This window comes from Kitasatospora sp. NPDC004669 (genome assembly GCF_040609455.1).
Taxonomy (GTDB): Bacteria; Actinomycetota; Actinomycetes; order Streptomycetales; family Streptomycetaceae; genus Kitasatospora.
This window is the reverse complement of the sequence record NZ_JBEXKB010000055.1, coordinates 40,479-65,220: the sequence shown is the minus strand read 5'-3', so window position 1 is coordinate 65,220 and position 24,742 is coordinate 40,479. Positions and strand designations below refer to the sequence as shown.

Annotated in this window: 24 protein-coding genes; 15 read left to right on the top strand and 9 right to left on the bottom strand. The window is 73.3% G+C overall.

The window, feature by feature from the left end; all coding sequences use genetic code 11:
- Nucleotides 1–256 precede the first annotated feature (256 nt).
- The 4 genes from ABZW30_RS34420 to ABZW30_RS34405 form a co-directional block, all read right to left on the bottom strand.
- Complete coding sequence (locus tag ABZW30_RS34420) at nucleotides 257–2,332, bottom strand: AAA domain-containing protein (RefSeq protein ID WP_355675168.1); 2,076 nt, start codon at nucleotides 2,330–2,332, stop codon at nucleotides 257–259.
- 220 nt (nucleotides 2,333–2,552) lie between these two features.
- Entirely contained in the window at nucleotides 2,553–2,690 is a 138-nt protein-coding gene (locus ABZW30_RS34415; RefSeq protein WP_355675167.1) for a hypothetical protein, read from the bottom strand.
- 205 nt (nucleotides 2,691–2,895) lie between these two features.
- Nucleotides 2,896–3,159, bottom strand: a complete 264-nt coding sequence (locus tag ABZW30_RS34410; RefSeq protein WP_355675166.1) for a hypothetical protein — start codon at nucleotides 3,157–3,159, stop codon at nucleotides 2,896–2,898.
- A 17-nt stretch (nucleotides 3,160–3,176) separates the two neighbouring features.
- Nucleotides 3,177–4,649: an MFS transporter gene (locus ABZW30_RS34405; RefSeq protein ID WP_355675165.1), complete on the bottom strand. Its 1,473-nt coding sequence runs from the start codon at nucleotides 4,647–4,649 to the stop codon at nucleotides 3,177–3,179.
- A 148-nt stretch (nucleotides 4,650–4,797) separates the two neighbouring features.
- On the opposite strand from ABZW30_RS34405, the gene ABZW30_RS34400 reads away from it, so the two are divergent.
- Nucleotides 4,798–5,109, top strand: coding sequence for a transcriptional regulator (locus tag ABZW30_RS34400; RefSeq protein ID WP_355675164.1), 312 nt, complete (start codon nucleotides 4,798–4,800; stop codon nucleotides 5,107–5,109).
- A gap of 35 nt (nucleotides 5,110–5,144) precedes the next feature.
- Here ABZW30_RS34400 and ABZW30_RS34395 read toward each other — a convergent pair whose 3' ends face one another.
- The gene (locus ABZW30_RS34395; RefSeq protein WP_355675163.1) at nucleotides 5,145–5,393 is read right to left on the bottom strand and encodes a hypothetical protein; all 249 of its coding nucleotides are present in this window, start codon (nucleotides 5,391–5,393) and stop codon (nucleotides 5,145–5,147) included.
- A 22-nt stretch (nucleotides 5,394–5,415) separates the two neighbouring features.
- Between ABZW30_RS34395 and ABZW30_RS34390 the strand changes: the two genes are divergently transcribed.
- Nucleotides 5,416–6,024, top strand: coding sequence for a hypothetical protein (locus ABZW30_RS34390; protein WP_355675162.1), 609 nt, complete (start codon nucleotides 5,416–5,418; stop codon nucleotides 6,022–6,024).
- Between the two features lie 106 nt (nucleotides 6,025–6,130).
- Complete coding sequence (locus tag ABZW30_RS34385; RefSeq protein WP_355675161.1) at nucleotides 6,131–7,408, top strand: aspartate aminotransferase family protein; 1,278 nt, start codon at nucleotides 6,131–6,133, stop codon at nucleotides 7,406–7,408.
- A 2-nt stretch (nucleotides 7,409–7,410) separates the two neighbouring features.
- Here ABZW30_RS34385 and ABZW30_RS34380 read toward each other — a convergent pair whose 3' ends face one another.
- Entirely contained in the window at nucleotides 7,411–8,499 is a 1,089-nt protein-coding gene (locus tag ABZW30_RS34380; protein WP_355675160.1) for a hypothetical protein, read from the bottom strand.
- 136 nt (nucleotides 8,500–8,635) lie between these two features.
- Nucleotides 8,636–8,890 (bottom strand): nucleoside-triphosphatase, encoded by a 255-nt coding sequence (locus ABZW30_RS34375; protein ID WP_355675159.1) that lies wholly within the window; start codon nucleotides 8,888–8,890, stop codon nucleotides 8,636–8,638.
- Between the two features lie 130 nt (nucleotides 8,891–9,020).
- Between ABZW30_RS34375 and ABZW30_RS34370 the strand changes: the two genes are divergently transcribed.
- From ABZW30_RS34370 to ABZW30_RS34360, 3 genes are all read left to right on the top strand, one after another.
- Complete coding sequence (locus ABZW30_RS34370; RefSeq protein ID WP_355675158.1) at nucleotides 9,021–11,744, top strand: bifunctional GNAT family N-acetyltransferase/acetate--CoA ligase family protein; 2,724 nt, start codon at nucleotides 9,021–9,023, stop codon at nucleotides 11,742–11,744.
- A gap of 5 nt (nucleotides 11,745–11,749) precedes the next feature.
- A complete protein-coding gene (locus ABZW30_RS34365; protein ID WP_355675157.1) occupies nucleotides 11,750–12,445 on the top strand; it encodes a CBS domain-containing protein in 696 nt (231 codons plus the stop codon).
- Between the two features lie 181 nt (nucleotides 12,446–12,626).
- On the top strand, nucleotides 12,627–13,811 hold the full coding sequence (locus ABZW30_RS34360; protein WP_355675156.1) for a chloride channel protein: 1,185 nt from the start codon (nucleotides 12,627–12,629) through the stop codon (nucleotides 13,809–13,811).
- On the opposite strand, the gene ABZW30_RS34355 is transcribed toward ABZW30_RS34360, so the two are convergent.
- Nucleotides 13,714–14,604, bottom strand: a complete 891-nt coding sequence (locus ABZW30_RS34355) for a YhjD/YihY/BrkB family envelope integrity protein (RefSeq protein ID WP_355675155.1) — start codon at nucleotides 14,602–14,604, stop codon at nucleotides 13,714–13,716. The genes ABZW30_RS34360 and ABZW30_RS34355 overlap by 98 nt on opposite strands.
- Nucleotides 14,605–14,847: 243 nt before the next feature.
- Between ABZW30_RS34355 and ABZW30_RS34350 the strand changes: the two genes are divergently transcribed.
- The 6 genes from ABZW30_RS34350 to ABZW30_RS34325 all read left to right on the top strand — a co-directional run bounded on the left by ABZW30_RS34350 (nucleotide 14,848) and on the right by ABZW30_RS34325 (nucleotide 20,301).
- The gene (locus ABZW30_RS34350; protein WP_355675154.1) at nucleotides 14,848–15,369 is read left to right on the top strand and encodes a hypothetical protein; all 522 of its coding nucleotides are present in this window, start codon (nucleotides 14,848–14,850) and stop codon (nucleotides 15,367–15,369) included.
- Between the two features lie 316 nt (nucleotides 15,370–15,685).
- Nucleotides 15,686–16,915 carry a hypothetical protein gene (locus ABZW30_RS34345; RefSeq protein ID WP_355675153.1) on the top strand — a complete coding sequence of 410 codons (1,230 nt, stop codon included), beginning with the start codon at nucleotides 15,686–15,688 and terminating at the stop codon, nucleotides 16,913–16,915.
- Nucleotides 16,916–17,502: 587 nt separating this feature from the next.
- Nucleotides 17,503–18,120, top strand: coding sequence for a CBS domain-containing protein (locus tag ABZW30_RS34340; protein WP_355675152.1), 618 nt, complete (start codon nucleotides 17,503–17,505; stop codon nucleotides 18,118–18,120).
- A 115-nt stretch (nucleotides 18,121–18,235) separates the two neighbouring features.
- A complete protein-coding gene (locus ABZW30_RS34335) occupies nucleotides 18,236–18,913 on the top strand; it encodes a response regulator transcription factor (RefSeq protein ID WP_355675151.1) in 678 nt (225 codons plus the stop codon).
- Between the two features lie 100 nt (nucleotides 18,914–19,013).
- The gene (locus ABZW30_RS34330; RefSeq protein WP_355675150.1) at nucleotides 19,014–19,295 is read left to right on the top strand and encodes an SHOCT domain-containing protein; all 282 of its coding nucleotides are present in this window, start codon (nucleotides 19,014–19,016) and stop codon (nucleotides 19,293–19,295) included.
- Nucleotides 19,296–19,317: 22 nt separating this feature from the next.
- Entirely contained in the window at nucleotides 19,318–20,301 is a 984-nt protein-coding gene (locus tag ABZW30_RS34325) for a nitroreductase family protein (protein ID WP_355675149.1), read from the top strand.
- A gap of 114 nt (nucleotides 20,302–20,415) precedes the next feature.
- Here the strand turns inward: ABZW30_RS34325 and ABZW30_RS34320 are convergent, their stop codons facing one another.
- Nucleotides 20,416–22,131 (bottom strand): GAF domain-containing protein, encoded by a 1,716-nt coding sequence (locus ABZW30_RS34320; RefSeq protein WP_355675148.1) that lies wholly within the window; start codon nucleotides 22,129–22,131, stop codon nucleotides 20,416–20,418.
- Between the two features lie 197 nt (nucleotides 22,132–22,328).
- Here ABZW30_RS34320 and ABZW30_RS34315 point away from each other — a divergent pair, with 197 nt between their 5' ends.
- The 3 genes from ABZW30_RS34315 to ABZW30_RS34305 all read left to right on the top strand — a co-directional run bounded on the left by ABZW30_RS34315 (nucleotide 22,329) and on the right by ABZW30_RS34305 (nucleotide 24,590).
- A complete protein-coding gene (locus ABZW30_RS34315; RefSeq protein ID WP_355675147.1) occupies nucleotides 22,329–23,372 on the top strand; it encodes an alcohol dehydrogenase catalytic domain-containing protein in 1,044 nt (347 codons plus the stop codon).
- Nucleotides 23,373–23,398: 26 nt separating this feature from the next.
- Nucleotides 23,399–24,052, top strand: coding sequence for a pyridoxamine 5'-phosphate oxidase family protein (locus ABZW30_RS34310; protein ID WP_355675146.1), 654 nt, complete (start codon nucleotides 23,399–23,401; stop codon nucleotides 24,050–24,052).
- 229 nt (nucleotides 24,053–24,281) lie between these two features.
- Nucleotides 24,282–24,590, top strand: coding sequence for a hypothetical protein (locus tag ABZW30_RS34305; protein ID WP_355675145.1), 309 nt, complete (start codon nucleotides 24,282–24,284; stop codon nucleotides 24,588–24,590).
- Nucleotides 24,591–24,742 lie beyond the last annotated feature (152 nt).

Genomic DNA, 24,742 nt, shown 5'->3' with positions numbered 1-24,742 from the left:
GAGCACGCTATAGCAGTTCCAGACATGATCGCCCCGGCAGTGAGTGGTGCACATAACTCCGTACTTGTTGGAGCGCTCAGATCAGTACGTGGACACGAATCGGCGACCGGCCGCCGCTCCGAGCCCGGCGAGCAGGAGGAAGGGACCGTAGATGCCGAGCCATGACCCGCGCGTTCTTCGGCAGCGATCCGGAGGGCCTCGTGATCCGGCTGCCAGAGCAGCCGACGGGTGAGGAGCGCGTCGCGGACCTCTCGGCCTAACCGTGCTGAGCAACTGGTGACTCCTCTCCTGGGCGCCACGTCTCGCGGTCACGGACGTGGTCGAACACCTCGACCTCGGTGGCGAGGACGTCGAAGTGTGGGAGTGGGGCCCAGAGGCTTCGTTCGCCGATCACGTACAGGCGGCGTTTGGCGCGGCTGGCGGCGACGTTGAGCAGGTGCGGGGTGCGGGCGGCCCGGTCGCGGGCGCCGGGGCGGCCGCCTCCGAGGACGAGGATGGCGACGTCGGCTTCCTTGCCCTGGGCCTTGTGGACGGTGGCGCAGCGCTCGTCGAGGACTTCGAAGGTCCAGCCGGGGCGGTCGCCGCAGATCTTCTTGCACTCGGCGACGAGGGCGCGGAAGGGGGCGATGATGCGCAGCCGGGTGAGGTCGATGCCGTGCTGGTCGAGGCGGTTGAGGGCGTATTCGAAGGCGCGGCGGTCGCGTTCGCCCCAGGGTGCGTCGGGCGGGCGGGTGGGGTCGTCGGTGTTGAGCCAGCGACTGGGCAGCAGGCCGTGGCGTTCGGCGTCGGGGAAGGGCTTGCCGGGGGTGCCGTAGACCATGAGGCCGCCGTAGGCGACGTCGTTGCTGATGGTGAACATCGGTTCCTCGCAGCGGCGGTGGACGCGCAGGGGCGAGCGGACCCAGACGTGGTCGTCGTCGCCGTGAGGTGCGGGCAGGTAGGTGCCGTAGCGGTTGGTCTGGTCGGCGACGGCCTGGGCGGAGGTGGCCGAGGGCAGCCACTGCTCGTCGACGTCGTAGGCGCGCAGCAACCGGCGCTGGAGGGCGGTGGGCATGGTGACGACGGGTTCGAGCTGGAGGGGGTCGCCGACGAGGACGGCGCGGCGGGCCCGCCACAGTGCGCCGACGGCGGCCTGCGGGGTGGCCTGCCCTGCTTCGTCGACGAGGACCCAGCCGATGCTGCCCTGCCCGAGGCGGGCGAACATGCTGCCGACGGAGGAGAAGGTGGTGGAGACGACCGGGACCAGGAGGAAGAGGGTCTGCCAGGCGCGTTCGACCTCATCGTCGGGGATCGGCCCGTTGGTGTTCGTCATCAGCTCCATGAGGACCTGCAGGTTGCCGTGGACCTTCTTGGCGGCCCCAGTGACGAGGGCGCGGTGCAAGTCGAGGGCACGCAGGAACAGGTCGCTGCGGGCGGTCGACCAGGTCTCATCGGACCACGGCGAGCCGAGTTCCTGGTCGCGCTCATCGAGGTGGAGCCAGCCGAGCGGTAGAGAGGGCAGCGCCCTGGTGGCCTCCCGCACCGGGCGGTAGCGGGCGTCGAGATCGGCGACGGCGGCGTCCAACTCGCGCGGCGCCGCCATGGCGCCGGCGCGGGCACCCGAGAGATCGCCGGCCGCCGCGTTTTCCCGGCCGAGAGCGGCCTGCACTGCGGCCCGGGCGGTCGCGAGCGCGCCGGCCGCTTCGGTGACCGCCGAGTCGGCATTGGTGTAGAGGTCGACGGCCAAGGCTTCGGCGTGGACCGCGTCGGCAACCTGCTCCACGGCGTCGTCCAGGGCACGCCGCTGCTGGACAAGCAGGTGCAGGATCTCGGCGTGGGTGCGTTCGCGATGCTGCTCGGCGGCCTGCCGGTCGGCGGTGCTCTGCAGCAGCCGACGAAGCCCGCCACGAAGACCCCGATCGACGGCCGGCGGCGCGTCGTGGCGGGCGGTCAGCGCGTCTACGTACTCGCGGTGGTGCGAGGCGTGCTCCCGAGCGCCGGACAGCCGGGCGCGGGCGGCCGCCAGCTCCTGACGCGCTCTGGGTACACGCTCGCCGACCGCACGGTGATCGGCCTCGGCCGCCACCGCGGCGCCGTGGGCGTCGGCGACGGCAGCGTTGGCCGCCTCCAGTCGGGCCACGCACGCGGCCACCCGCTCATCGGCCCGCTCGACTGCGGACTCCAGATCCGCGATCCGCCACCCGGCCTGGGGGGCGTCGAAGACCAGTGGACGCGCCATGACCTCCGCTGCCTCGTCCCAGGCGACATCCCGCAGCTCCGGCCATTCCGTCACGGTGATCACCGCGTCCGCGCCGGTCATCGCCTCCAGTGGTGTGGCGCAGCGCGGCCTCACGTACATGAGTGTGTACCGAAGGACCGTCACTGGTTCAGCCTGATGCGACGGGCGGGGCAGCGGGAAGCCGCTGCCCCGCCCGTGGAGATCGGACCTACTGCGGAGGGGTTGTTGGCCGCTCGTCCTGCTCGTCGAGCGGGACGGTGGCGACGACTTGCTGATCGTTGATCGGTCCACACTGGACCGGGGCAGGCCTTGCCGGCCGAGGGGCCTGCGGGTGCTAGGCGCGGACGCTCGCCAGCACGCGGTCGTACATCTGGGCGTATCGCTGGGTGATGGCGGGCCAGCTGTAGTGCTGGACGACGAACTGACGGGCGTGCCCGTCGCCTGCCTCACCGCTGCCGACCGGGGCCGACAAACCCTCACCCTGAGGGTCCCCGCGATCGTCGCCGACCGGTTCCTCGCCTCCCGCTCTTCCGACCTCGAATGCGAAGCCCGTACCGCCACCACCGAGACGCGGGCCGGGCTGAACGGGTCCTGCTCCAGGACGCGGTCGGCGGCGGTGACCTGGACGGGGGAGGCGTCCTCGCGGCTCAGCAGGAAGGCTTGCTGCGTACGGCCGGTCAGATCACGTGCTCGGCCTTCTCGACGGCGGCGAGTTCGGTCGCGGCCTCGGCGAGTACAACTTTCGTGAGAGTGGAGGTGTTGAGTTCGTGGAGGGCGCGTCTGACGCGGTGAGCGAATTCGATCAGGCGGCTGTAGGAGGCGATCACTGTGCCGCCGCCGGAAAGGTTCGGCTTGGCGATCGCGTCGGCGACCTCGCTGAACGCCTTGCGTTCCGGGGCCGCTCTCGGAGGACTGTGTGGGCGGGTACTCGTTGGTCGCATGTGTGTGCTGGTGCGGCTCATCGGGCGGCGGCGCTGGTTCGGTTGGTGGGGCGGAAGAGGGTGATTGCTGCGAGCAGCGCGGCGACTGCCAGTGCGGCCAGCAGGGCGAAGGAGAGGTGGTAGCCGTGCAGGAGCGCGGCGTCCGTCTGTGTGGGGTGGTGGTGGGTGTAGGAGCTGGTGCCGGCTGCGGCGACGGTGCCGGCGAGGGCCAGGCCGATGGCTCCGCCGATCTGGCGGGTGGTGTTGAGGATGCCCGAGGCGGTTCCGGAGCGGTCCGCGGGGACGTCGGACATGCCGGCGGCGGCGACGGTCACCGAGGTCAGGCCCAGGCCCAGGCCGTTGAGCAGGAGGGGGGCGAGCAGGTCGACCGCGTAGCTGCCGTGCAGGGGGAGGCGGGCGTAGGCGGCGGTCGCGAGGGCGAGGCAGACGATGCCGGTGAGGAGCAGGGGCCGGGGGCCGGTGCGGGGGATGTAGCGCTGGGTGAGGCGGGCGGCGAGCACGATGGCGATGTTGCAGATCAGGATCGCCAGGCCGGTGCGCACTGCGCTGTAGTGCCACAGGCGCTGGAGGTAGACGGCGATCTGGACCCAGACGGCGAAGGCTCCGGTGTAGAGGAGGCCGCCGCAGATGGCCGCGCCGCGCAGTGACGGGATGCGCAGCAGGGGCAGTGGCAGCAGCGGCTGGGCGGCGTGGGCTTCGATGCGGACGAACGCGGCCAGCAGGGCGGCGCCGGCGGCGAGGCAGCCGGCGACGGCGGGGCTGGCCCAGCCGTGTTCGGGGGCCTGGGAGAGTCCGTAGACCAGGAGCAGCAGGGCGCCGGTGACGGTCAGGGCGCCGGGGGCATCGAAGGTGCGGGGCGCGGCTGCCGGGGTGCTGCGGGTGGTGACGCGGGGCAGGGCGGCGAGGATGAGCAGGCCGACGGGGATGTTGACGTAGAAGACCCAGGGCCAGCCGGCGGTGGAGGTGAGGATGCCGCCGAGCAGCATGCCGGCTCCGCTGCCCAGGCCGGAGATGGCGCCCCAGATGCCGATGGCGCGGGCGCGTTCGTGTGGTTCGGGGAAGTTCTCGGCGATCAGCGAGAGCACTGCGGGGGCCATGACGGCCGCGCCGAAGCCCGCTGCCGCGCGCAGCGCGATCAGTTCGGTGCCGGTGGCGGCCAGGCCGCAGCCGAGGGAGGCGAGGGTGAACAGCGCCACCCCGGTCAGGAAGGTGCGGCGGCGTCCGAGGAGGTCGCCGGTGCGGCCGCCGAGCAGCAGGAAGCCGCCGAAGACGACGGCGTAGGCGTTGACGACCCAGTCGATGCCGACGTCGGCGAGGTGCAGCTGGGTGCCGATGGTGGGCAGGGCCACGTTCACGATCGACACGTCCAGCAGCACCATGAACTGGGCCAGGCAGAGCAGTACCAGTGCCGCTGTGGGCTGTCGCCGGCCGCTTGTCGTGGCCGGTCCCGGGATCGTGGACGTGTGGTCGGGTGCTGGCTTGGCGGCCACAAGGGGCTCCATTTCAACTGTTCTGGATCTATCGAACAGTGGGGACTGTAGCGGGCCCGCGCGCTACAGTTCAATAGTTCTAAAACAGTTGCCACCGTCAATGGTCGCCACCGCCACCGCCATCGACAAGTCGCCAGGGAGGCGCCCGATGCCCCAGTACCCGGCCCCGCCCATCGAAGCCGTCACCATCACCGGCGTGCTCTTCGCACTCAGCGACCCCTCACGCCTGCGCATCATCGCCGAACTCGACCGCCTGGACGCCGAGTCCATCTGCGACCACCTCGGCGGAGAGCTGGCCAAGTCCACCCGCTCCCACCACCTCAAGACCCTGCGCACCGCCGGCCTCACCCACACCCGCACCCAGGGCCGCTACAACTACGTCTCGCTGCGTCGCGAGGAGCTGGACGCCCGCTTCCCCGGGCTGCTCGACGCCGTCCTCGCTCACGCGCCCGTCGACTGATGCAACCGCGCGTTCCCTCCGTCCGTACGGTCAGGTCACGGCTCGGTGCGGTCGTGGAAGTCGTTCGGATTCGTGTTGGCGATGTCCAACACGACGATCGGAGACGGTCCCTGGAAGAGCGTCGGGAACCCCTGCCCACCACGATCCAGCAGGCCGAGGTACTGCCCGGTGCCGACGTTCCTCGGGAAGGCCACCTGGAGCGGCGTCGTCGTCCCGGGGGCGGTCCGGCATGCGAAGGTGACCGTCCACCGGTTGTTGAGGTTGTTGGGGTCGGGGAACTCCATGGCTGGCTGCCCGTTCGGGCCGATGCTGCAGACGGTGGAGAGTCGCCCCGTCGACCGCGGCGGTCAGCTGCTGAGTAGCTCCGGTCACATCCCCTTGCCGCAGCAGCACCTCGCCGGCAGTGATCGCCGCGATGATCCGCCACTGGGAGGTCGCTGCGAGTCCGGCGGCAGGCGCCTGGTCGAGCTGCCGTACCGCTTCCGCGACCCTGCCGGTGCCCATGAGGCCGCGAAGACGGACCTCGTGGAGGGTGAACTCGGAGAACAGGGCGCTGGGCACCGCCTGGTCCAGGAGCCGGCGGCCGTCCTCGACCGCCTCGTCGAAGACTGCGGCGTTCCCGGCGGCTCCGGCAGCGCGGGCGAGCAGGACGACCGCCTCGGCGCGTTCGGTGTCGGTGCGGGCGGTGTCGCGAGCTTGCCCGAGCCGGTCCAGCGCACGAAGGTGAAAGCCGGACTTGCGCAGCTCGTTGCCATGGTGACGCAGCGCATGGGCATGCAGGCCCGGGTCTCCCAGGCGCCGGGCGACGCTGAGGCCTGGCGACCGCCGCACGGAGGGGGTGGCAGGCCGGCACCACGAGGAAGAGCAGTTGCGGGTCGCGGCCGTGGAGTCGCGGCCCGTGTCGTCCCCGATTGACCGTCCCACGGACCGGGGGCACGGTAGCTTGCCTGAAAGCCGTCCGTGCGGCCCGGCTGCCCGATCGACGCGAAGTCGATGCTGTCGCCAGGAAAGTGAGCCTCGCATGTCGAACCTGCTCGACCGCCATCGCGCGGTCATGCCGAAGTGGGTGTCGCTCTACTACGACGAACCGATCGAGATCGTGAGCGGCAAGGGGCGCCGCGTCACCGACTCCGACGGGCGCAGCTATCTCGACTTCTTCGGCGGCATCCTCACCAACATGCTCGGGTACGACGTGCCCGAGGTACGGGAGGCCGTCGAGCGGCAGCTGCGCACCGGGGTCGCGCACACCTCGACGCTGTATCTCATCCGCACGCAGGTGGAGCTGGCCGAGAAGATCGCGGAGCTGTCGGGCATCGCGAACGCCAAGGTGTTCTTCACCAACTCCGGCACCGAGGCCAACGAGACGGCGCTGCTGCTCGCCACCAATGCCCGCCGGTCCGACCAGGTGCTCGCCCTGCGCAACAGCTACCACGGACGCTCGTACGCGGCCACGGCCGTCACGGGCAACCGGAGCTGGAAGAACTCCTCGCTCTCGCCCGTCAACGTGCACTACCTGCACGGCGCCGACCGCGCACGCTTCCCGCACCTGTCGGACGAGGAGTTCCTGGCCTTTTGCGCGGACGATCTGCAGTACGTCCTCGACACGGCCACCGCCACCGACGTCGCCTGCCTGATCGTGGAGCCCATCCAGGGCGTCGGAGGCTTCACCGCCGCACCGGACGGACTCCTCGCGAGATACCGGGAGATCCTGGACCGGTACGGGATCCTGCTGGTCTCGGACGAGGTGCAGACGGGATGGGGCCGCACCGGAGAGCACTTCTGGGGTATCCAGGCCCATGGCGTGACACCCCACATCATGACCTTCGCGAAGGGCCTGGGAAACGGCTTCGCGATCGGCGGTGTCGTCGCGGACGGCACGCTGATGGACGCGCTTCCGGCCAACGGCATCTCCACTTTCGGCGGCAACCCGATCGCGACGGCGGCTGCCAAGGCCACACTCGACCACCTGCTCGCCCACGACCTCCAGGCCAACGCCCACCGGCTCGGCCACCTGCTGATCGACGGCCTGCGGACCGGGGTGGAACGGCTTCCAGCCGTGCGAGACGTCCGCGGCAAGGGCCTGATGTTCGCCGTCGACCTGATCGACCCCGGCACGGGAGCGCCGAGCCCGTCGCTGGCCGCCAGGGTGTCGGAGCACGCGAAGGAGCGGGGCCTGCTCATCGGCAAGGGCGGCCTCTACGGCCACACCCTACGGATGGCTCCCCCGCTCACCCTGACCGAGGACGAGGCCAGGGAAGGACTCGGCATCCTCGTCGACTCGCTGGCCGCCGCCTGCTGACATCACCTCGTGCGGCCGGCGGGATGCGGCGGAGGACCCGGATGTCCTCCGAACACCCCGTTGACGTGCCCGGTCAGGACGCGGAGGGCGCCGGTGCGCGGCTGGTCCGGGAGCGGCCAGGCGGGGGCGAGTTGGGGCGAGGACAGCCTTCTGCGGTACGAGGTCACCACCGGCTCCAGTTCGGGGACGCCGGAGAGGTACCCGTAGAGCGTGGCTTGAAGTACCGGCGGCGGGTCGCCGGGGGGGCAGCAGGTGGGTGATGGCCCCGAGGGACTGCCGCAATGAGTGGGCGAGATCGGTGGGCACGTCCGCGAGGTCGGTCTCGGTGGGCACCGAGGAGCCCAGGCGGGTCGACTTCGCGGCCACCCAGCGCAGGTCGCACACCAGGGCGTCGCGCTCGTCCGTCCGGCCGGCCCGCGCGCCAGGTGGTACGGCAGCCGCTGCCACAGGTAGCGGGGCTCCGAGGGCAGGTCCCACCAGGCCCTGCCCGGATCCGTCGGGGCGGGCAACAGCCCCGACGCCGCCTGGACCATCAGACCGTGGCGAAGCGCCAACTCCCCGGCGGTGAGCCGGTGGCGCAGCCAGGAACAGAGAACGTCGTGGAGACCGACGGCGGGCGAACCGTCGTGCCAACGAGGCAGGACAAGCCGCAGCCGGACGAGCCGTGCGCGCAGCCGCTCCGCGTCGTTCGGCGACAGGTCCGCCGCGGTGCCCCACAGCCGGGTGAGCAGGCCTGAAGGCAGCGGGGCGTCCTCGGGCAGGACCGCCAGATCGAGGTAGCGCTCGCGTTCGTCCGGGCCGAGCAACTCCAGGCTGGCGTCCACCGTGGCGGAGACCGCCTGGCTGCGGTCCGCCGAGTCCGCCGGGTCGATGTCGAACGCGGCCGGGCCCGACGACTCCAGGCGCCCGAGCACCCACCGGGCAGCCTCCCCTGGACCGGCGCCCTCCGCGAGCCGGTCGAGGAGCACCCCGTTCACCAGGCTGAGCAGCAGCGGCCACCGCCCGGTCCCGGCCAGCAGACGGGCGAGCAGCTCGGAGGGCAGCGGTCCGATGTCACCGGTGAGCGCGGCGACGGCCTGCTCCGTCGTCATCGCATCGACGAGGATCGAAACCCCCCGGCGGGGTGCGACACCCGTGCTGCGGGTCGTGACGAGACGTCGACATGTCCGTCCGCCGATCAGGAACGGTGCGAGCCGTACGTCCCGCCGGCGCGGCGAACCGCGCTGATCATCGGCCCGCCGGGGACGAGCGAAGCGGACGACGAGCGCGCTCGCCCGACAGCGTCTCCAGGGCGAAGCCGACCCGGGTGCCGCCCGTACGGATCTCCTCGATGGTGAAGCCGGCGGTCTCCCGGGCCCGCAGCAGCACGGCAAGGCGGCGGACCGCGGTGGTCTTCGCGCTGCCGGGGTGTCCCTCCGGCAGGATCCCGGTCGGCAAGGCGGGCTCCGCATCGTGCGGTCGGGTGGTGAACGGTCCCGTCACCAGCGTCTCCTCCCACGACACCGGGGCGCAATGCCGTTCGGCGCCCCGGGACGGGGCCGGTCGGCCCTCGCGTGACGCCGGTCGGACGCGGAGGCTGGAGGGGTAGCACGGCGACGGCCGAGGAGGCGCCATGTCCACCGTCCACCCGCCGCACACCACCGCCGAGGCGCTGCTGACCGACGGCACCACGGTGGAACTGAGGCCGCTCGGGCCGCAGGACCACCGGGCCGTGCTCGATCTGCATGCCGAAGGGTTGTCCGAGGAGAGCCGGCGGCTGCGCTTCTTCGGTCTGAGCCGCAACGCACCCACGCAGGCCGCCGACCGGCTGTGCGGGTCGCCGCGGGCCGGTCTGCTGGCGCTCGGTGCCTGGGTGGGGGAGGAGCTGATCGGTGAGGCGGACTGCGAGCTGCTGGACGACCCGCCGGACACGGCGGAGCTGGCGCTCGCGGTGGCCGACCGCTGGCACCACCGGGGCGTCGGCACCCTGCTGCTGGAACACCTGGTGCACGCCGCCCGGGTGGCCGGCATCCGTTTCTTCGAGGCCGACACGCTGTTCGGCAACCGCGCCGTCCACCAGGTCTTCGCCGACCTCGGGCTGCCGGTCGAGCGCCGCTACGCGCTGGGCGAGGTGAGGATCCGGGTGCCGCTGGACGAGAGTGACGAGCGCTACCGCTCGGCCGTGGACGAACGCGGCCGCCGCGCCGACGTCGCGAGCCTGGGGGCGCTGCTGCGCCCGGCCTCGGTCGCGGTGGTCGGGGCGTCCCGGCGGGCGGGCTCGGTCGGGCGGACCGTCCTCGGGAAGATCCGGCGGGGCGGCTTCGCGGGCGCGGTCTGGGCGGTCAATCCGCACGCCCGGGAGATCGACGGCGAGCCCGCCTACCCGTCCGTCCGCGCGCTGCCCGCCGTGCCGGACCTGGCCGTGCTGGCCGTGCCCGTCGGTGCCGTCCCCGGGGTGGCCGAGGAGTGCGGCGCCGCCGGGGTCCGGGCGCTGGTGGTGCTCACCTCCGGTCTCGGGGCGCAGGAGGCCCGCGGGCTGATGAGGGCCTGCCGCCGGCACAGCATGCGCCTGGTCGGACCGAACAGCCTGGGCATGGCCCAGACCGATCCCACCGTCCGGCTGGACGCCGAGTTCGGCGGCGCCTTCCCGAGGCCGGGCAGCGCAGGGGTGGCCGTGCAGAGCGGCGGTGTGGGGATCGCGCTGCTCCAGCGACTGGCCTGGCTGGGCATCGGAGTGTCGAGCTTCGTCTCGCTCGGCGACAAGTACGACGTGAGCGGCAACGACCTGCTGCAGTGGTGGGAGGCGGACGATCGCACCGACCTCGCGCTGCTCCACCTGGAGTCCTTCGGCAGCCCGCGATCCTTCGCCCGCACCGCCCGCCGGGTCACCCGGACCATCCCGGTGCTGACCGTCGACGCCGGTCGATCCACCGCCGGCCGCCGGGGTGCCGCCTCGCACACCGCGGCCGCCGCCACCCCCACCGTCACCCGGGAGGCACTGTTCCGGCAGGCGGGCGTCACGGCCACCCACAGCATCGAGGAACTCGTCGATGCCGCCGCCCTGTTGCACGCCCAGCCGCTACCCGCCCCGCGCGGTGCGGTCGCCGTGGTGTCCAACGCGGGCGGCATCGGCATCTTGGCCGCCGACGCCTGCGTCGAGGCCGGGCTGGTCGTGCCGGAGCTCCCGGCGGAACTGGGGAAGTCGCTCCCGCCCGGCGCCTCCGTCCGCAACCCGGTGGACACCACGGCGGCGGTTCGCCCCACTGAACTCGCCCTGTTCCTACGGGCGTTGGAACGCGAGGAGGCCGTCGACGCGATCCTGGTGTGCCTGGCGCCGACGGCGCTGTGCGAGACCCCCGGCCAGGACCCGGTGTGCGCCCTGTTGGAGGGCCCGGCTCGGCGCCGCGTCCCGGTCGCGGCCGTGCTGCTCGAGCAGCAGGTGCCCGTCCGGTACCGCACCTGCGCCGACGGCGGCAGCCTCCCGGCCTACTCCGACAGCCTCTCCGCCGCCCGTGCCCTCGCCCACGCCCGGGACCGCGCCCGCTGGCTGGCCGAACCGCCGCCCGAGCCCGCAGCCGCCTCGGACTGCGACCGCCGCGCCGCCCGCAGTGTGGTGGAGGGCTACCTCACCTCCCACCCCGAAGGCGGCTGGCTCGACCCGCTGTCGACCGCCGACCTGCTGGAGGCCTACGGGTTGCCGCTGGCCACCTTGGTGTGGGCCCGCGACGAGCACACGGCCTCCGTCGCCGCCACCGGCCTGCGCCGGCTCGGGTACGAGGGGAAGGTCGCCCTGAAGGCGTACTGGCCCGGGCAGGTCCACAAGAGCGCTGCGGGCGCCGTCCGCACCGGACTGGCGACCGATGCCGAACTGCGCACCGCCTACCGGGAGTTCGCGCGGAAGTTCGACCCCGAGCTGGCCGGAGCGGTGGTCCAGCCGATGGCCGCCCCCGGCGTGGAGCTGCTCGCGGGTGTGGTCCAGGACCAGGTGTTCGGCCCGCTGGTCGTCCTCGGCCTCGGCGGCACCGCCGCCGACCTGCTGGCCGACCGGGTGGCCCGGCTCGCCCCGCTGAGCGATCGCGACCTGACCACCATGGTCACCGAACTGCGCAGCGCGCCCATGCTGTTGGGGAACGGCGGGGCGCCACCCGTCGACCTCGCCGCAGTACGGTCCGTCCTCGCCCGGCTGTCCCGGCTCGCCGACGACTTCCCGGAGCTCGTCGAGGCCGACCTCAACCCCGTCATCCTCCACCCCGACGGCGCGGTCTGCGTGGACGCCCGGATCCGCCTAGAACGCCGGCCCTCCTTCGACCCCTACCTGCGACGGCTGCGGCGCCCTGCGGCCGCCGAGGGGGAGTGAACACCGTGAAGCACAGCATCCTCGACGGCACGGCGGCCGACACCTTTCCGGCCGCCGAGCCCGCCCGCCCACCCGGCCGAGCCGCCGTCCGCGACTGCATGACCCGCCCCGGCATCGCCGTCACCCCCGACACCGACTTCCCCACCGTGGCCGCCGTGCTGAGCGCCTCCCGGCGCGGCATCGTGCCCGTGGTGTCCGCCGACGGCACCGTCGCCGGCGTGGTCGCCGCCTCCGACCTGCTCGCCGCCTACGCCGAACAGGACCCGCAGCACGAACTGCTCGCCCGCGACCTGATGGCCGCCCCGGCGCTCACCGTCACCGAGGACACGAGCGTCACCGGCGCGGTGGCACTGCTGGCCGAACACGCCCTGCACCACCTGCCCGTCGTGGACACCGACGGCCGCCTGATCGGCCTGCTCTCCTCGCACGACCTCCTCGACGCCCTGCGCCGCGACGACGAGGCCATCGGCTCCGAGGCGCTCGCCCTCGCCCTCACCCCCGGCACCGGTGTCGTCCCCGGCTCCCTGCACGTCCGCTGCGAACGCGGCCTGCTCTCGATCGGCGGCCGCACCCGCACCCGCGGCGACGCCGCCGCGCTCTGCCTCCAGATCGCCCGTATCGACGGTCTCGTCGCCCTGGCCGACCACCTGGTGTGGGACCTGGACGACCCCGAACCGGCGCCGAGCGCGGAATGCGAGTGAAATCGCCCATCCAGTAACAGAGTTGGGCCTTCGTCGGGGCCCTGGGTGGATGGCTGCCGAGGCGGAACGCGGCTGCGGGTGGAGCGGCGAAGCACCGGAGGGCGGCAGTGGGCCGTTCGAGTGATGCTTCGCGCGCCGCCGGTCGGTTGCGTTCGGACGGCCCGGGGGCGGTGGTTGCTCCGTGATAGACGTCGGGGACGCGGCTGCCGCCGCCGCGTTCGCTGCGCAGACCGGCGCCGAGGAGGAAATGAGCTTGTCGGCCGACCCCCGGTCCCCGGCACCCGGCGCGGCTCCACCGGATGCGGCGGTCGTCGTCCGTACCTCCGGCTACCTGAAACTGCTGGCGCTGGCGGCCGTCCTGGGGGTGCTGATCGCCGCCGCGGCCTACGGCTTCCTCGCCCTGGTCTCCGAGCTGCAGTCGATGACCTACACGGACCTGCCGAAGGGCCTCGGCTTCCACGGGACACCGCCCTGGTGGCCGTTGCCGCTGCTCGGCGTCGCCGGACTGCTGGTCGGCGCGACCGTCCGGTACCTCCCCGGGACCGGCGGCCACGAGCCGACCGAAGGCCTGTCGACCTCGGGCGCCCCGGGCGCGATCGAGCTTCCGGGCGTGTTCCTCGCCGCGCTGGCCACCCTCGGCCTGGGCGCGGTCCTCGGCCCGGAGGCACCGCTGATCGCGCTCGGCGGCGGGCTGGCCGTGCTGGCCGTCAAGCGGCCCGGTCGGGACGTCCCGCCGCAGGTCGCCGCCGTCGTCGGGGCCGCCGGAAGCTTCGCGGCCGTCAGCACCCTGCTGGGATCGCCACTGCTCGGCGCCTTCCTGCTGATGGAGGCCTCGGGGCTCGGAGGCCCCTTACTGGGGGTGGTCCTGGTCCCGGGCCTGCTCGCAGCCGGTATCGGCTCCCTCCTCTTCATCGGCCTCGGCAGTTGGACCGGTCTGGGCACGTACTCCCTGGCGCTGAGGAGCGTGCCGTACGCGGATCGACCCGACATCACCGAGTTCGGCTGGGCGCTGGTCATCGGGGTGGCGGCGGCCCTGCTCGGCACCGGTATCCGCCGGTTCGCCCTTCTGCTGAAGACCCGGGTCGAGCGGCACCGGATGCCCGCGACCGTGGTGATGGGCCTGGCGGTTGCCGGGTTCGCCATCGCCTACAGCGAGGCCACCGGCAAGGGCGCCCACCCGGGTGGCGCTGGCGCGATGACCGAGCCGGGACCGACCCGGCGAAGGGGCGTACGTCCCGCCCACCGACGCGGGGGCCGTGCGGGAACCGTCATTCCCCGTCCGCCGGAGCCGGAGCCGGAGTCGCCAGTAGCCGGGCCAGTCGGCCCTGGCCGGCCACCACGTACCCGATGCCGATTCCGAGCGTGATGGCCGTGAACACCACGATGAGCCAGCTGAGCAGGGTGAAGACCAGACCGAGTGGGCCGAACTGGGTCACGCTGTGGTTCAGCGAGCGGGGGATGTAGAGCTTCGATCCCGAGGCGAGCGCCGTCAGTGCGGCACCGGTCAGCGCGGCCCCCGGCAGCAACGGGAGCCAGGGGACACGGCCGCCGAGCAGCAGGTGCTGTGTCCACCACCAGAGCAGAGTGGCCGTGACCAGGTAGAGGAAGAACCCGAGGCCGTCGCCCACCCCGAATCCGGACCGCACCTGCCCCTGGATGGTCAGGCCGGCGAGCCACACCAATAGCCAGGCGAGCCACCGCCATGCTGCCAGACGTCCCGACAGATGGGGCAGGTGCCAGCTCCGTTCGCACAGACGTTGCAGGACGCGGCTGCAACTCGTGGCCGAGAGCAGGGTCACCAGGACTCCGACGCCGCCGAAGGCCTTGGCGGTGGTGGTCCGGCCGTTGGTCTCGAGCACCTGTTTGATCTCGTCGAGCGAGGCGCCGTGGAGCCCCAGGACGGTCCGCAGGGACTCGGAGACGCTGCTGCGCACCTCATGGGGCATGAAGGCGGCCAGCACGAACAGCACCGGGACGGCGGTCAGGAACGCCTGCGCCGCGAGGCGGGTGGCGATGTCCAGAACCTGGATGTGGATCAGCTGCGCCAGGAGTCGGCGCGGGAACGGGGCATCACGCAGCGTGGCCGTCCGCCCCCGCAGCCAGGCTGATCTGGTGCGGATCCAGTGAGCGCGGCTGGGCTGACCACGCTGCTCCCCCACCCCGCTCTCCCTCCGGTCGATGTCGGCACCCCGCTCGCCGCTGCGGTTCGTCGCCGACGCGAGCACCTCGGATTCCGTCCAAGACTGGGGGAGGGGATGGTGTGCGGCATCTCGGGCGGCCCGCCGTTCGGCGCAACGGCCCGGGGATTCACCTGCCAGGCAGGCCGAGCGCTGGGAAACCGGGGAGGATCGGGGCAACGGGTTTCATCGGTCGTCCTCGGCGTGGAGACAGGAGGAGGCGCCGTGACAACGTCCCACGGGCGTACCCCCGTCCCGCCCGAACCGGTCCCGGACAGAACCGGGGACCGGACGGACTACGCCGGCGCGGTCTACGGCTCGATGCTGGCGGCCTCCGTGATCGCGGCCTCCGGCTTCCACGAATCGCATCCGCGGCTGTCTCTCATCCTGCTGCTGGTGGGCACCGGGATCGTCTTCTGGATCGCCCATGTCTACGCGCACGTGGCCGGGCAGCGCGAGGTCGGCCGCCGGGTCACCTGGAGCCAGGTGCGCCTGACCGGCCGGCACGAGTGGCCACTCGTCGAGGCGGCGGCGCTGCCGGCCCTGGCGGTGCTGGTCAGTCCCTGGCTGGGGATGGGGGAGAACGCCTGGTTCGCCCTCGGCGTCGCCGTGACGCAGCAGGTGGCCTGGGCGACGCTGGGCGCCCGCCGGGCGGGCGCCTCATCGGGCCAGGCCGCCGCGGAGGGCGCGGTCAACCTGCTCCTGGGCCTGGTCATCGTGGCGGCCAAGGTGACCGTCGGGCACTGAATCACGACGACTCGCCCGACGGCGGGAGACCTGGTCGGCCACGGCGTCCGCCGTTCCGGCGACGACGACGGCGGTGCGCGCCACACCGCGCGGCAGCCCGGGCACGGCTCGTCTCTCCTCCGGGCGGCCTAGCCCGGGGTGCCGGGCGTCGGGGCTTACGGGGCAATGGTGGTCAGCGGCGTTCCGGCCGCGTGGAGTGGTGGGAGTCCCCATGAACGAGCCGCCAGGTCCTAAGTCCGTGCCGGGGGCCGGTGGGGCGGGGGACGACGGTCCGCCTTCCGGGGGCGGGCGTCCTTCGAGGGTGGGGCGGATCGTGATGAGTACCGTCTCGGCGGTGCTGATCACGTTGACGTGCATTCTGGTGCCGGTCTCGTTGCTGACCGTGTGGGTGCATGACATCGTCCTGGACACGGACCGGTACGTCGCCACGGTCGCTCCACTGGCGCGCGATCCTGCGGTTCAGGACGCGGCGGTCGACCGGATCGCGCACGCGGTGGACGTGCGGGTGGACGGTCCGGCGGTCATGTCTGATCTGGCCGCTTGGTTGCAGTCGCGGAGTGTGCCGCCGCGGGCCGCGTCGGCGGTCAAGTCCTTGGGGCCCAAGCTCGACGACGCGGTGAACCAGGTGGTGACCAAGGCGGCGACGGAGGTTGTGCACAGTGACACCTTCGTGACGGTGTGGACGCAGGCCAACCGTTTCGCCCATACGGCGGTGGTCCAGGTGCTCACCGGGCACGGTCGGGGCCCGGTGGAGGTCACGGACGGGACGGTGAGCCTTGACGTCGGGGCGGTGGTGGACCGGCTGAAGGAGGAGCTGGTGGCCGCGGGGCTGTCGCCGGCGGAGAAGATCCCGGACGTGAACAAGCGGCTGGTGTTGTTCCAGTCCGACGAGCTGGCGAAGATCCGGGGAGCCGCGCACGCCCTCGATGTGGTGGGCAACTGGATGCCCGTGGTGACCGTGCTGCTCGGTGTGATCGGTGTCCTGTTGGCGCGGCGCAGGCGTCGGGCGTTGGTGTCCACGGCCCTGGGTGCGGCCGGCGGCTGTCTGCTGATGGCCATCGCCCTGGTGGTGGCCCGTCACTACTATCTCCACCACCTGCCTGCCGCGGTGCAGTCCCAGGCGGCCGCGGCGGCGGTCTTCGACACCTTGCTGCACTTCCTGCGGATCAGTCTGCGCACCGGGATCGTCCTGGGTGTGGTGGTGGCGCTCGGTGCCTACTCGTCCGGTGCGGGGCGGTTGCCGCAGACGGTCCGTGGGCGGGCGGACAGCGTCGCCGAGTCGGTCGCCCGCTGGGGTGACCGGCACGGGGTGCGCACCGGGCGGGCCGGTACCTGGATCGATGCCCACCGCCGTCGGCTGGTTCTCGCGGTGGTGCTGGTCCTGGCCCTGGTGTTCGCTCTGTGGAACCATCCGACCGCGCTGACCGTGCTGCTACTGCTCGCCGTCCTCCTCGTGGTGCTCGCCGTCCTGGCACTGCTCGCGGCCTCCGGACGGGTCGCCACCTCCACGGACCCGCGGACGGGTGGGCGCGGGACCGGTGAGTGACGCCGGGTGGGCCGGTGTGGCGGTGGCCGGCGTCACCGCCGCCTACGCGCTCGCCTCGCGACGCCTGGCTGCGCAGCGACACCGCCCTACTGGGCCGACTGCTCGGCATCGGCCTGGTGCTCGGCATCGCGCTGGGCCGGCTGCTGCCCGGGCTCACCGGGTGGGAGCCGGCGCTCGTGGGCGCCGTCCTCGCCCCGACCGACGCGGCGCTCGGCAGGAGCGCGAGGCGGACTTCCGCTCCTACGTGCGCCAGGCCGCCGGCACCTCCCCCCTCCACCACCGACGAGCCGGCCAGGATCGCGGAACTGCACAGCACCGGCAGGCTCACGGACGAGGAGTACCAGCGCGCCAAGGCCAAGGTCCTCGGCCGAGCACCGTCTCCGGGGTCGCTCGGGGTTCCGTCCTCCCGCCACCCGACCGCCCTGTCCTGGGCCGGACCGGCCCTGGCGGCAGGGACCGTACGGCCCTGTCCGGCGGCTCCCGGCGGGCGGACAGTGAAGGCGGGACCACTCGAGGAGGAGCGAGGACGACACCGAGCAGCACCTGGAACCCCCCGCGCCTACCGCGCCGCTCCCTAGGAGACCACCGTGACCAGCACACCGAGCACCGTCGCCGACGTCATGACCCACGCCGTGGTCGCCGTCGGCCGCGACGCGGACTTCCGCGAGGTCGCCGAGACCCTGCAGCGCTGGCAGGTCAGCGCGGTGCCCGTGCTGACCGGCGACGGCCGGGTGATCGGCGTGGTCTCCGAGGCCGACCTGCTCACCGCCCGGGACCGCGACGGCGAGCGCGCCGACGCCCTGACCGCCGGGCGGATGATGTCCGTCCCGGCGGTCACCGTGCACCCCGGCAGCCCGCTCAACGAGGCCGCCCGGGCGATGGCCCGGGGCCACCTCAAGCGGCTCCCGGTCGTGGACGAGGAGGACTACCTGGTCGGCATCGTCAGCCGGGGCGACCTGCTCAAGGTCTACCTCGGCGACGACCGCGAACTGGCCTACCGGGTCCGCTTCGAACTGGTCGCCACCCTCGGCCCGAACGCCGCGGTGGACTCCGACATCCGCTCCGAGAACGGCCGGATCACCCTGACCGGCGGCCTGCCGGACACCGTTTCCGCCGACGTCCTGGAGCGCCTGGTGCGCTCCGTGCCCGGCGTGGTCGGCGTCGAGCTCCGGATCGCCGCCCCGGCCCCGTCACCCGGGCGGTGATCCACCGCGTCCGGTGCCCGGTCGCCGTCGTCCCGCGCGGCTGACCCGGTGCGCCTCGCGGCGTGAACGCGCAGAATCGGTGGTGCCATCGTCCGCGCACGTCAGGGAGCAGGCCATGGACACGCCCCAGCCCGTACGGGTGTTCCTGCTGGACGACCACGAGGTGGTCCGCCGGGGGGTCCGCGACCTCCTGGAGGCCGAACCGGACATCGAGGTCGTCGGCGAGGCCGACGACTGCGCGCAGGCCATCGCCCGGGTGCCCGCGCTGTGCCCGGACGTCGCCGTGCTCGACGTGAGGCTCCCGGACGGCGACGGTGTGAGCGTCTGCCGGGAGTTGCGCGACAGGATGCCCGGGTTGGTCTGCCTGATGCTGACCTCCTTCGACGACGACGACGCCCTGCTCGACGCGATCATGGCGGGCGCGGCCGGCTACGTCCTGAAGCAGGTCAAGGGCGCCGAACTGGTCACCGCGGTCCGTACGGTGGCCTCCGGCCAGTCCATGCTCGACCCGGCCACCACCCGCAAGCTGATGGAGAGCCTGCGCCACCACGAGGAGAGCGAGAGCGACGCCGCGCTCGCCGGGCTCACCCCGCGTGAGCGCGAGATCCTCGCACTGGTGGGGGAGGGCAAGACCAACCGGCAGATCGGCCAGGAGCTCTACCTCGCCGAGAAGACCGTGAAGAACCACGTGTCGCGGCTGCTCTCCAAGCTGGGCGTCGAGCGCCGCCTCCAGGCGGCCGTCATCGCCGCCCACGCCGAGCCGCCCGAACAGCACCGCCCGGGCCGGCACTGAGCCGGGTGGGCCCGGACAAAGTGCCGAACGGCCCAAGCGCCTCATCGGACCCCGGCAGCACGGTGGAAGTGGTCCACCCGGCACGGCCGAGGAGGCGGCGATGATGTACTGGAACGGCCCCGGCACGGACGGCTGGGGCATCGGCCTGATGACCGTGGGCATGCTGCTCTTCTGGGCACTGGTCGTGCTCGGCGCGGTCGCCCTGGTCCGGTACCTGAGGCAGGTGCCGGCGGCCCCGCCGACCCCCGCGGCGCCGCCCGAACGGCCCTCGCCGGAACAGCTGCTCGCCGAACGCCTCGCCCGCGGCGAGATCGACCCCGACGAGTACCGCACCCGCCTGGGCATCCTGCGCGAGGGCGCCGAGCCGTCCGCCTCCGGCTGACGCCGCTCCCCGGGAGGCCGCCATGCCCACCCTCGCCCTCGACGCCGCCGCCCTGGAGAAGCTCGTCTCCGCCGCGGTCGCCGCGCCCTCGATCCACAACAGCCAGCCTTGGCGCTTCCACCTCCAGCCGGACACCTCCACCCTGGAGGTCCGGGCCGACCGCAGCCGGGCCGTCCCGGCCGCCGACCCGCAGGGCCGGGCGCTGCACATCTCCGTCGGCGCGGCCGTCCTCAACTTGCGGGTCGCCGCCCGCCATCTCGGCTGGGCGCCCTCGGTGCGCCTGCTGCCCGATCCGGCGGAACCCGATCTGTTCGCCGCCGTCGGCCTCGACGCCGCGGCCGCCGTGTCCGCCCCGGGCACAGAGCGGCTGTACGAGGCGATCTGGCGCCGGCACTCCATCCGTACGCCGTTCACCGACGAGCCCGTCCCGCCGACCGTCCTCGACGAACTGGTCGCGGCCGCCCGCGCCGAGGACGCCGCCCTCCACCTGCCCGACCACGTTGAGACCGCCCGCCTGCTCCACCTGACCGCCGAGGCCGAACGCCGCAACACCACCGACGAGGCCCAGCGCGACGAGAGCCGCAGCTGGATCCGCACCGGCGACGCACCGCCCTACGGCATCCCGCTCGCCGCGCTCGGCCCCCAGGACCTGGCCGGCCACCTGCCCATGCGGGACTTCGCCGCCATCCACGCCGCCGAGCACCAGGCCCCCGCCCTCTTCGAGCACGAGCCGCGCATCGCCGTCCTCGCCACCGAGCACGACACCCCCGAGGACTGGCTGCGCGCCGGCCTCGCCCTGGAACACGTCCTGCTCGCCGCCACCGTCTACGGCGTCCGTGCCTCCCTGCTGCACCAGGCCATGGAGTGGCCCCACCTGCGCTGGGAAGCCCGCGACCCGCACCGACGCCCCGGCTACGTCCAGATGTTGATCCGCCTCGGCTACGGCCCCGAGGGAGCCCCGACGCCCAGGCTGGCGGTCAGGGAGGTGCTGGGCCGGGAGGGGTAGCGGCCGGTCCCGCAGGCAGGCCCGCCGTTCGCGACGGGGCTCAGCCGTGGAGCCGCTCGCGCACCGCGCCGCGAAACACGATCACATCGGGGTCGGCCCAGGGTGTCAGTGCGTTCAGGCGTCCGGAAGGGGAACCCGCCACACCAGCTCGGTGCCGCCCTCGGGGCGGGCGCGGGCGGTGAAGGTGCCGCCCAGGGCGGTGGCGCGGTCGGTGAGGTTGGCGAGGCCGCTGCGGCGGCCGCCCTCGGGGAGGCCGATGCCGTCGTCGGTGACCGTGACGGTCAGCTCCTGGTCGGCGGAGACCGCGGCGTCGACGGCGCCGGCCCCGGCGTGGCGGGCGGCGTTGGACAGGGCCTCCTCCAGGACCGCGACCGCCGCGTCCGCGATCTCGGCGGGGACGGTGGCGTCGAGCAGGCCGGTCATCCGCAGAGCCGGGGTGAAGCCGAGGAGGTGGGCGGCGCGGTCGACCACGGCGACGAGCCGGGCGCGCAGGCCGCTCGCGGCCGGGCCGGACTCGCGCAGGCGCAGGCCGAAGATGGTGGCGCGGATGGTCTTCGCGGTCTCGTCCAGGTCGTCGATCGCCCGCAGGACGCGGTCCGTCGCCTCGGGGTGCTCGATGAAGCGGGTGGCGCCCTGGAGGGTCATCCCGGTGGCGAAGAGCCGCTGGATGGCCAGGTCGTGCAGGTCGCGGGCGATCCGGTCGCGCTCCTTCAGCAGCGCCACCTGCTCGGAGTCGCGGCGGCGCTCCGCGAGCTCCATCGCCACCGCCGCCTGGCCGGCGAAGCCCAGCAGTGGCCCGGACTCGCCCTCGTCGAACAACGGTGCACCGGACGCGCGGGCCAGCATCAGCACACCGCGGATCCCGCGCTCGACCGTGCCGACGGGCACCACGACCGCCGGTCCCAGGCCCTCCCAGCGCGGCGGGCCGACCGTGATCCGGGGGTCCTTCTGGACGTCCGGGCTCACCACGATCCCGCCGGTACGGGCGGCCGCGCCCATGAACGAGCCCTCGACCGGCACCACCAGACCCCGGTGCTGCTCCGCACCGAGCCCGACGGCGATCCGCACCTCCAGCTCGCCGGTGTCCGGTAGCGGAACGGCGACGACGGCGAGGTCCGCGCCGGCGATCTCGGCGGCCCGGGTGAGCAGCAGGTCCAGCACCTCCTGCTCCGCACTGCCCGACAGCAGGCTGCTGGTGACCTCCGCGCTCGCCTCCAGCCAGCGCTGCCGCCGCCGCGACCGGGCGTAGAGGCGGGCGTTGTCGATCGCCACCCCGGCGGCGACGGCGAGGGTGGCGAGCACCGACTCGTCCTCGGCGTCGAACTCGCCCCCGCCGCGTTTCTCGGTCAGGTACAGGTTGCCGAACACCCTGTCCCGGATCCGGATCGGCACCCCCAGGAAGGACCGCATCGGCGGGTGATGGGCCGGGAAACCGTAGGAGGCCGGGTGGTTGGCGATCCGGGTGAGGCGCAGCGGCTCGGGGTGGCGGATCAGCTCGCCGAGGATGCCGTGCCCGGACGGCAGCGCGCCGATCCGCTTGACCTGGTCGTCCGTGACACCGACCGGGATGAACCGGGACAGCCGCTGGTCCTCACCGATCACGCCCAGGGCGCCGTACTCGGCGTCCACCAGGGTGACCGCCGCCTCCACGATGTGCTGGAGGGCCTGGGACAGCTCCAGGTCGCGGCCGACGGCCAGCACCGCCTCCAGCAGGCTGTGCACGCGGTCGCGGGTGCCCCTGGCGGCGTCCAGTCGGGTCTGGAGTTCCTCCAGCAGGTCGTCCAGCCGGAGGTTCGGCACGGGGGTGGAACTCTCCGATTCGCTGCCCAAGGCATCCTCCACGGCTCACCCGACGCCCCTGACCAGGGTAGGCGCGTACGGCCCGGGGCGCCGGACACGGGGAGGGGGCCCATCGGCCCAGCGGGAGGACCCCACCGGGCCCCTGGCAGCGGGCGCGGCGGCGTCGGAGCCTGGAAGGGCGAGTGGAACCCACCCGGCTCCGCCAGTCCCGGAGGAGTGATCGCGGCATGAGGGCGCTCACCTACCACGGACCCGGCCGCCGCACCTGGGGCGACGCCCCGGACCCGGTCGTCCGCGACCCGGAGGACGCCGTCGTCCGGGTGGACGCGGTCACCGTCTGCGGCACCGACCTGCACATCCTCAAGGGCGACGTCCCCGAGGTCGAACAGGGCCGAATCCTCGGCCACGAGGCCGTCGGCACCGTCACCGAGACCGGACCGGGCGTCCGCACGGTCGGCGCCGGCGACCGCGTGCTGGTCTCCTGCATCTCCGGCTGCGGCCGCTGCGCCTACTGCCGGGGCGCGCGTTACGGTCAGTGCACCGGCGGTGGCGGCTGGATCCTCGGCCACCTGATCGACGGCTGCCAGGCCGAGTACGTCCGCACCCCCTTCGCGGACACCTCCCTGTACCGGCTGCCCGAGGGCGTCGGCGACGAGGACGCCCTGCTGCTCGCCGACATCCTGCCCACCTCCTACGAGGTCGGCGTCCGCAACGGCAGGGTGGGCCCGGGCGACACCGTCGCGATCGTCGGCGCCGGGCCGATCGGGCTCGCCGCGATCCTCACCGCCCGCCTCTACAGCCCGTCCCGCATCGTCGCGGTCGACCTCGCCCGGAGCCGCCTCGACGCCGCCGAACGCTTCGGCGCCGACACGGCGCTGACCGTGGCCGAGGCCACCCCGGAGGCCGTCCGCGGGCTGAGCCGGGACGGACTCGGCGTGGACGTCGCGATCGAGGCGGTCGGCGTGCCCGAGTCCTTCGAGCTGTGCACGCGCCTGGTGCGCCCCGGCGGCCGGGTCGCCAACGTGGGCGTGCACGGTGGGCCGGCGGTGCTCCACCTGGAGGACCTCTGGATCCGCGACGTCACCATCACCACCGGGCTGGTCGACACGAACAGCACTCCGCTGCTGCTCGATCTGCTGGCGGTCGGCAGACTGGATGTCGCGGGCCTGGTCACCCACCGCTTCGGGCTCGACGAGATGCAGGACGCGTACGACGTCTTCGCCGACGCGGCCGGCACCGGAGCTCTCAAGGTCGCGCTCTTCCGGACGTGACCTGCGTGCGTAGAGGAAGCGCAGCCATGACCGAACGCCCCGACCCCGTCGCCATCGCCCGCCGGATCGTCCAACGCCGCGACCAACTCGGTCTGAGCGAATGGATGCTGGCCTACCGGGCGAACATGGCACCGGCCTACCTGCGGCAACTCCTCCAGGCCGGGCCGGAGTTGGACCCCGAGGCCTTCGTCCGGATCGCCTCCGCCCTCGGCACCACCTGGCCGGAGCTGCTGTCCGGCCACCGCCCGGACGCCCCGCCGGGGCAGAGCGACGCCGCCCCGCACCCGCTGCTGCTCCACCTGAGCGAGCCGCAGTGCTGGGACCTGATCGGCACCCACGGCGTCGGCCGGATCGGCCTGCCCGTCGGGCCGGCGCCCTTGGTGCTCCCGGTGAACTACACGGTGGACGCCAGAACGATCGTCTACCGCACCGCCCCCCGGGGTGCCGCCGCTCCGGCCGAGGGCTCGCCGGCCTCGTTCCAGGTGGATCACATCGACGACCGCCGCAGCCAAGGCTGGAGCGTCCTGATCCTCGGCGAGGCCCACCACATCGACGACCCGGACGAGCAGCGGCGGCTCTCGGCGCTGCCGGGCACCACACCGTGGGCCGGTGGCGCCCGCCCGCTGTGGGTGCGCATCCGGCCCGGCGAGGTCAGCGGCCGCCGGATCGGCACGGGGTGAGCTGTTCGCGCTGTGCTGAACGAGCGCGAATCGGAGCCCGGACCGGCGACGGAGGCGCTCCGCCTGCTCTCCCGGACGGCAGCCGGCGCCGACACGGAAACCGACACCGACGGAACACCGACGAACTCGGCGAGTCGCCGGCGTACGTCGGCTCTGCACGTCCACGGAGGACCGCCCAGGTCTCCCAGGCGCGCCGGTCGGCCGCGGGGGCGAACCGCACGGGCCGGCGGTGGTGCCGTATGAGCTGGGCTGTTCGGCGCCGCTGACCGATCAGGTCACCGCCGCGAACCAGCCGCGTCCGGCTCTCGACGACGAGTACGGGACGGCGCCGGAGCCGCGGGTGGGCTCGACCCTCGGGCTCGTCCAGGCACTGGCACACGGCGACCCGCTGGGGCAGGCCGTCGCGGTCTACACCCGCACCCGCCCCGACCCCCTCACCGTGGCCTTCGTCGACCTCCTCGCCCAGCAGGCCCGCGTCAACCGGGCTCGCCTCCCGGCCGGCGCGCCCGACCGGGAGGCGGCGAGCCCGACGGGCTGAGGCATGGCTCGCCGTCAGCGCGCCGGTTCACCGTGGCGCGACGGCTTCGGTACCGCCGGGGGCTCAGACCGCCGGGGGCAGGCCCGCCGCCTCGGTGGCGGCGACGGCCCGGCGCAGGGTCTTCCCGGCCTGGTCCAACTCGTCGGCGCGGC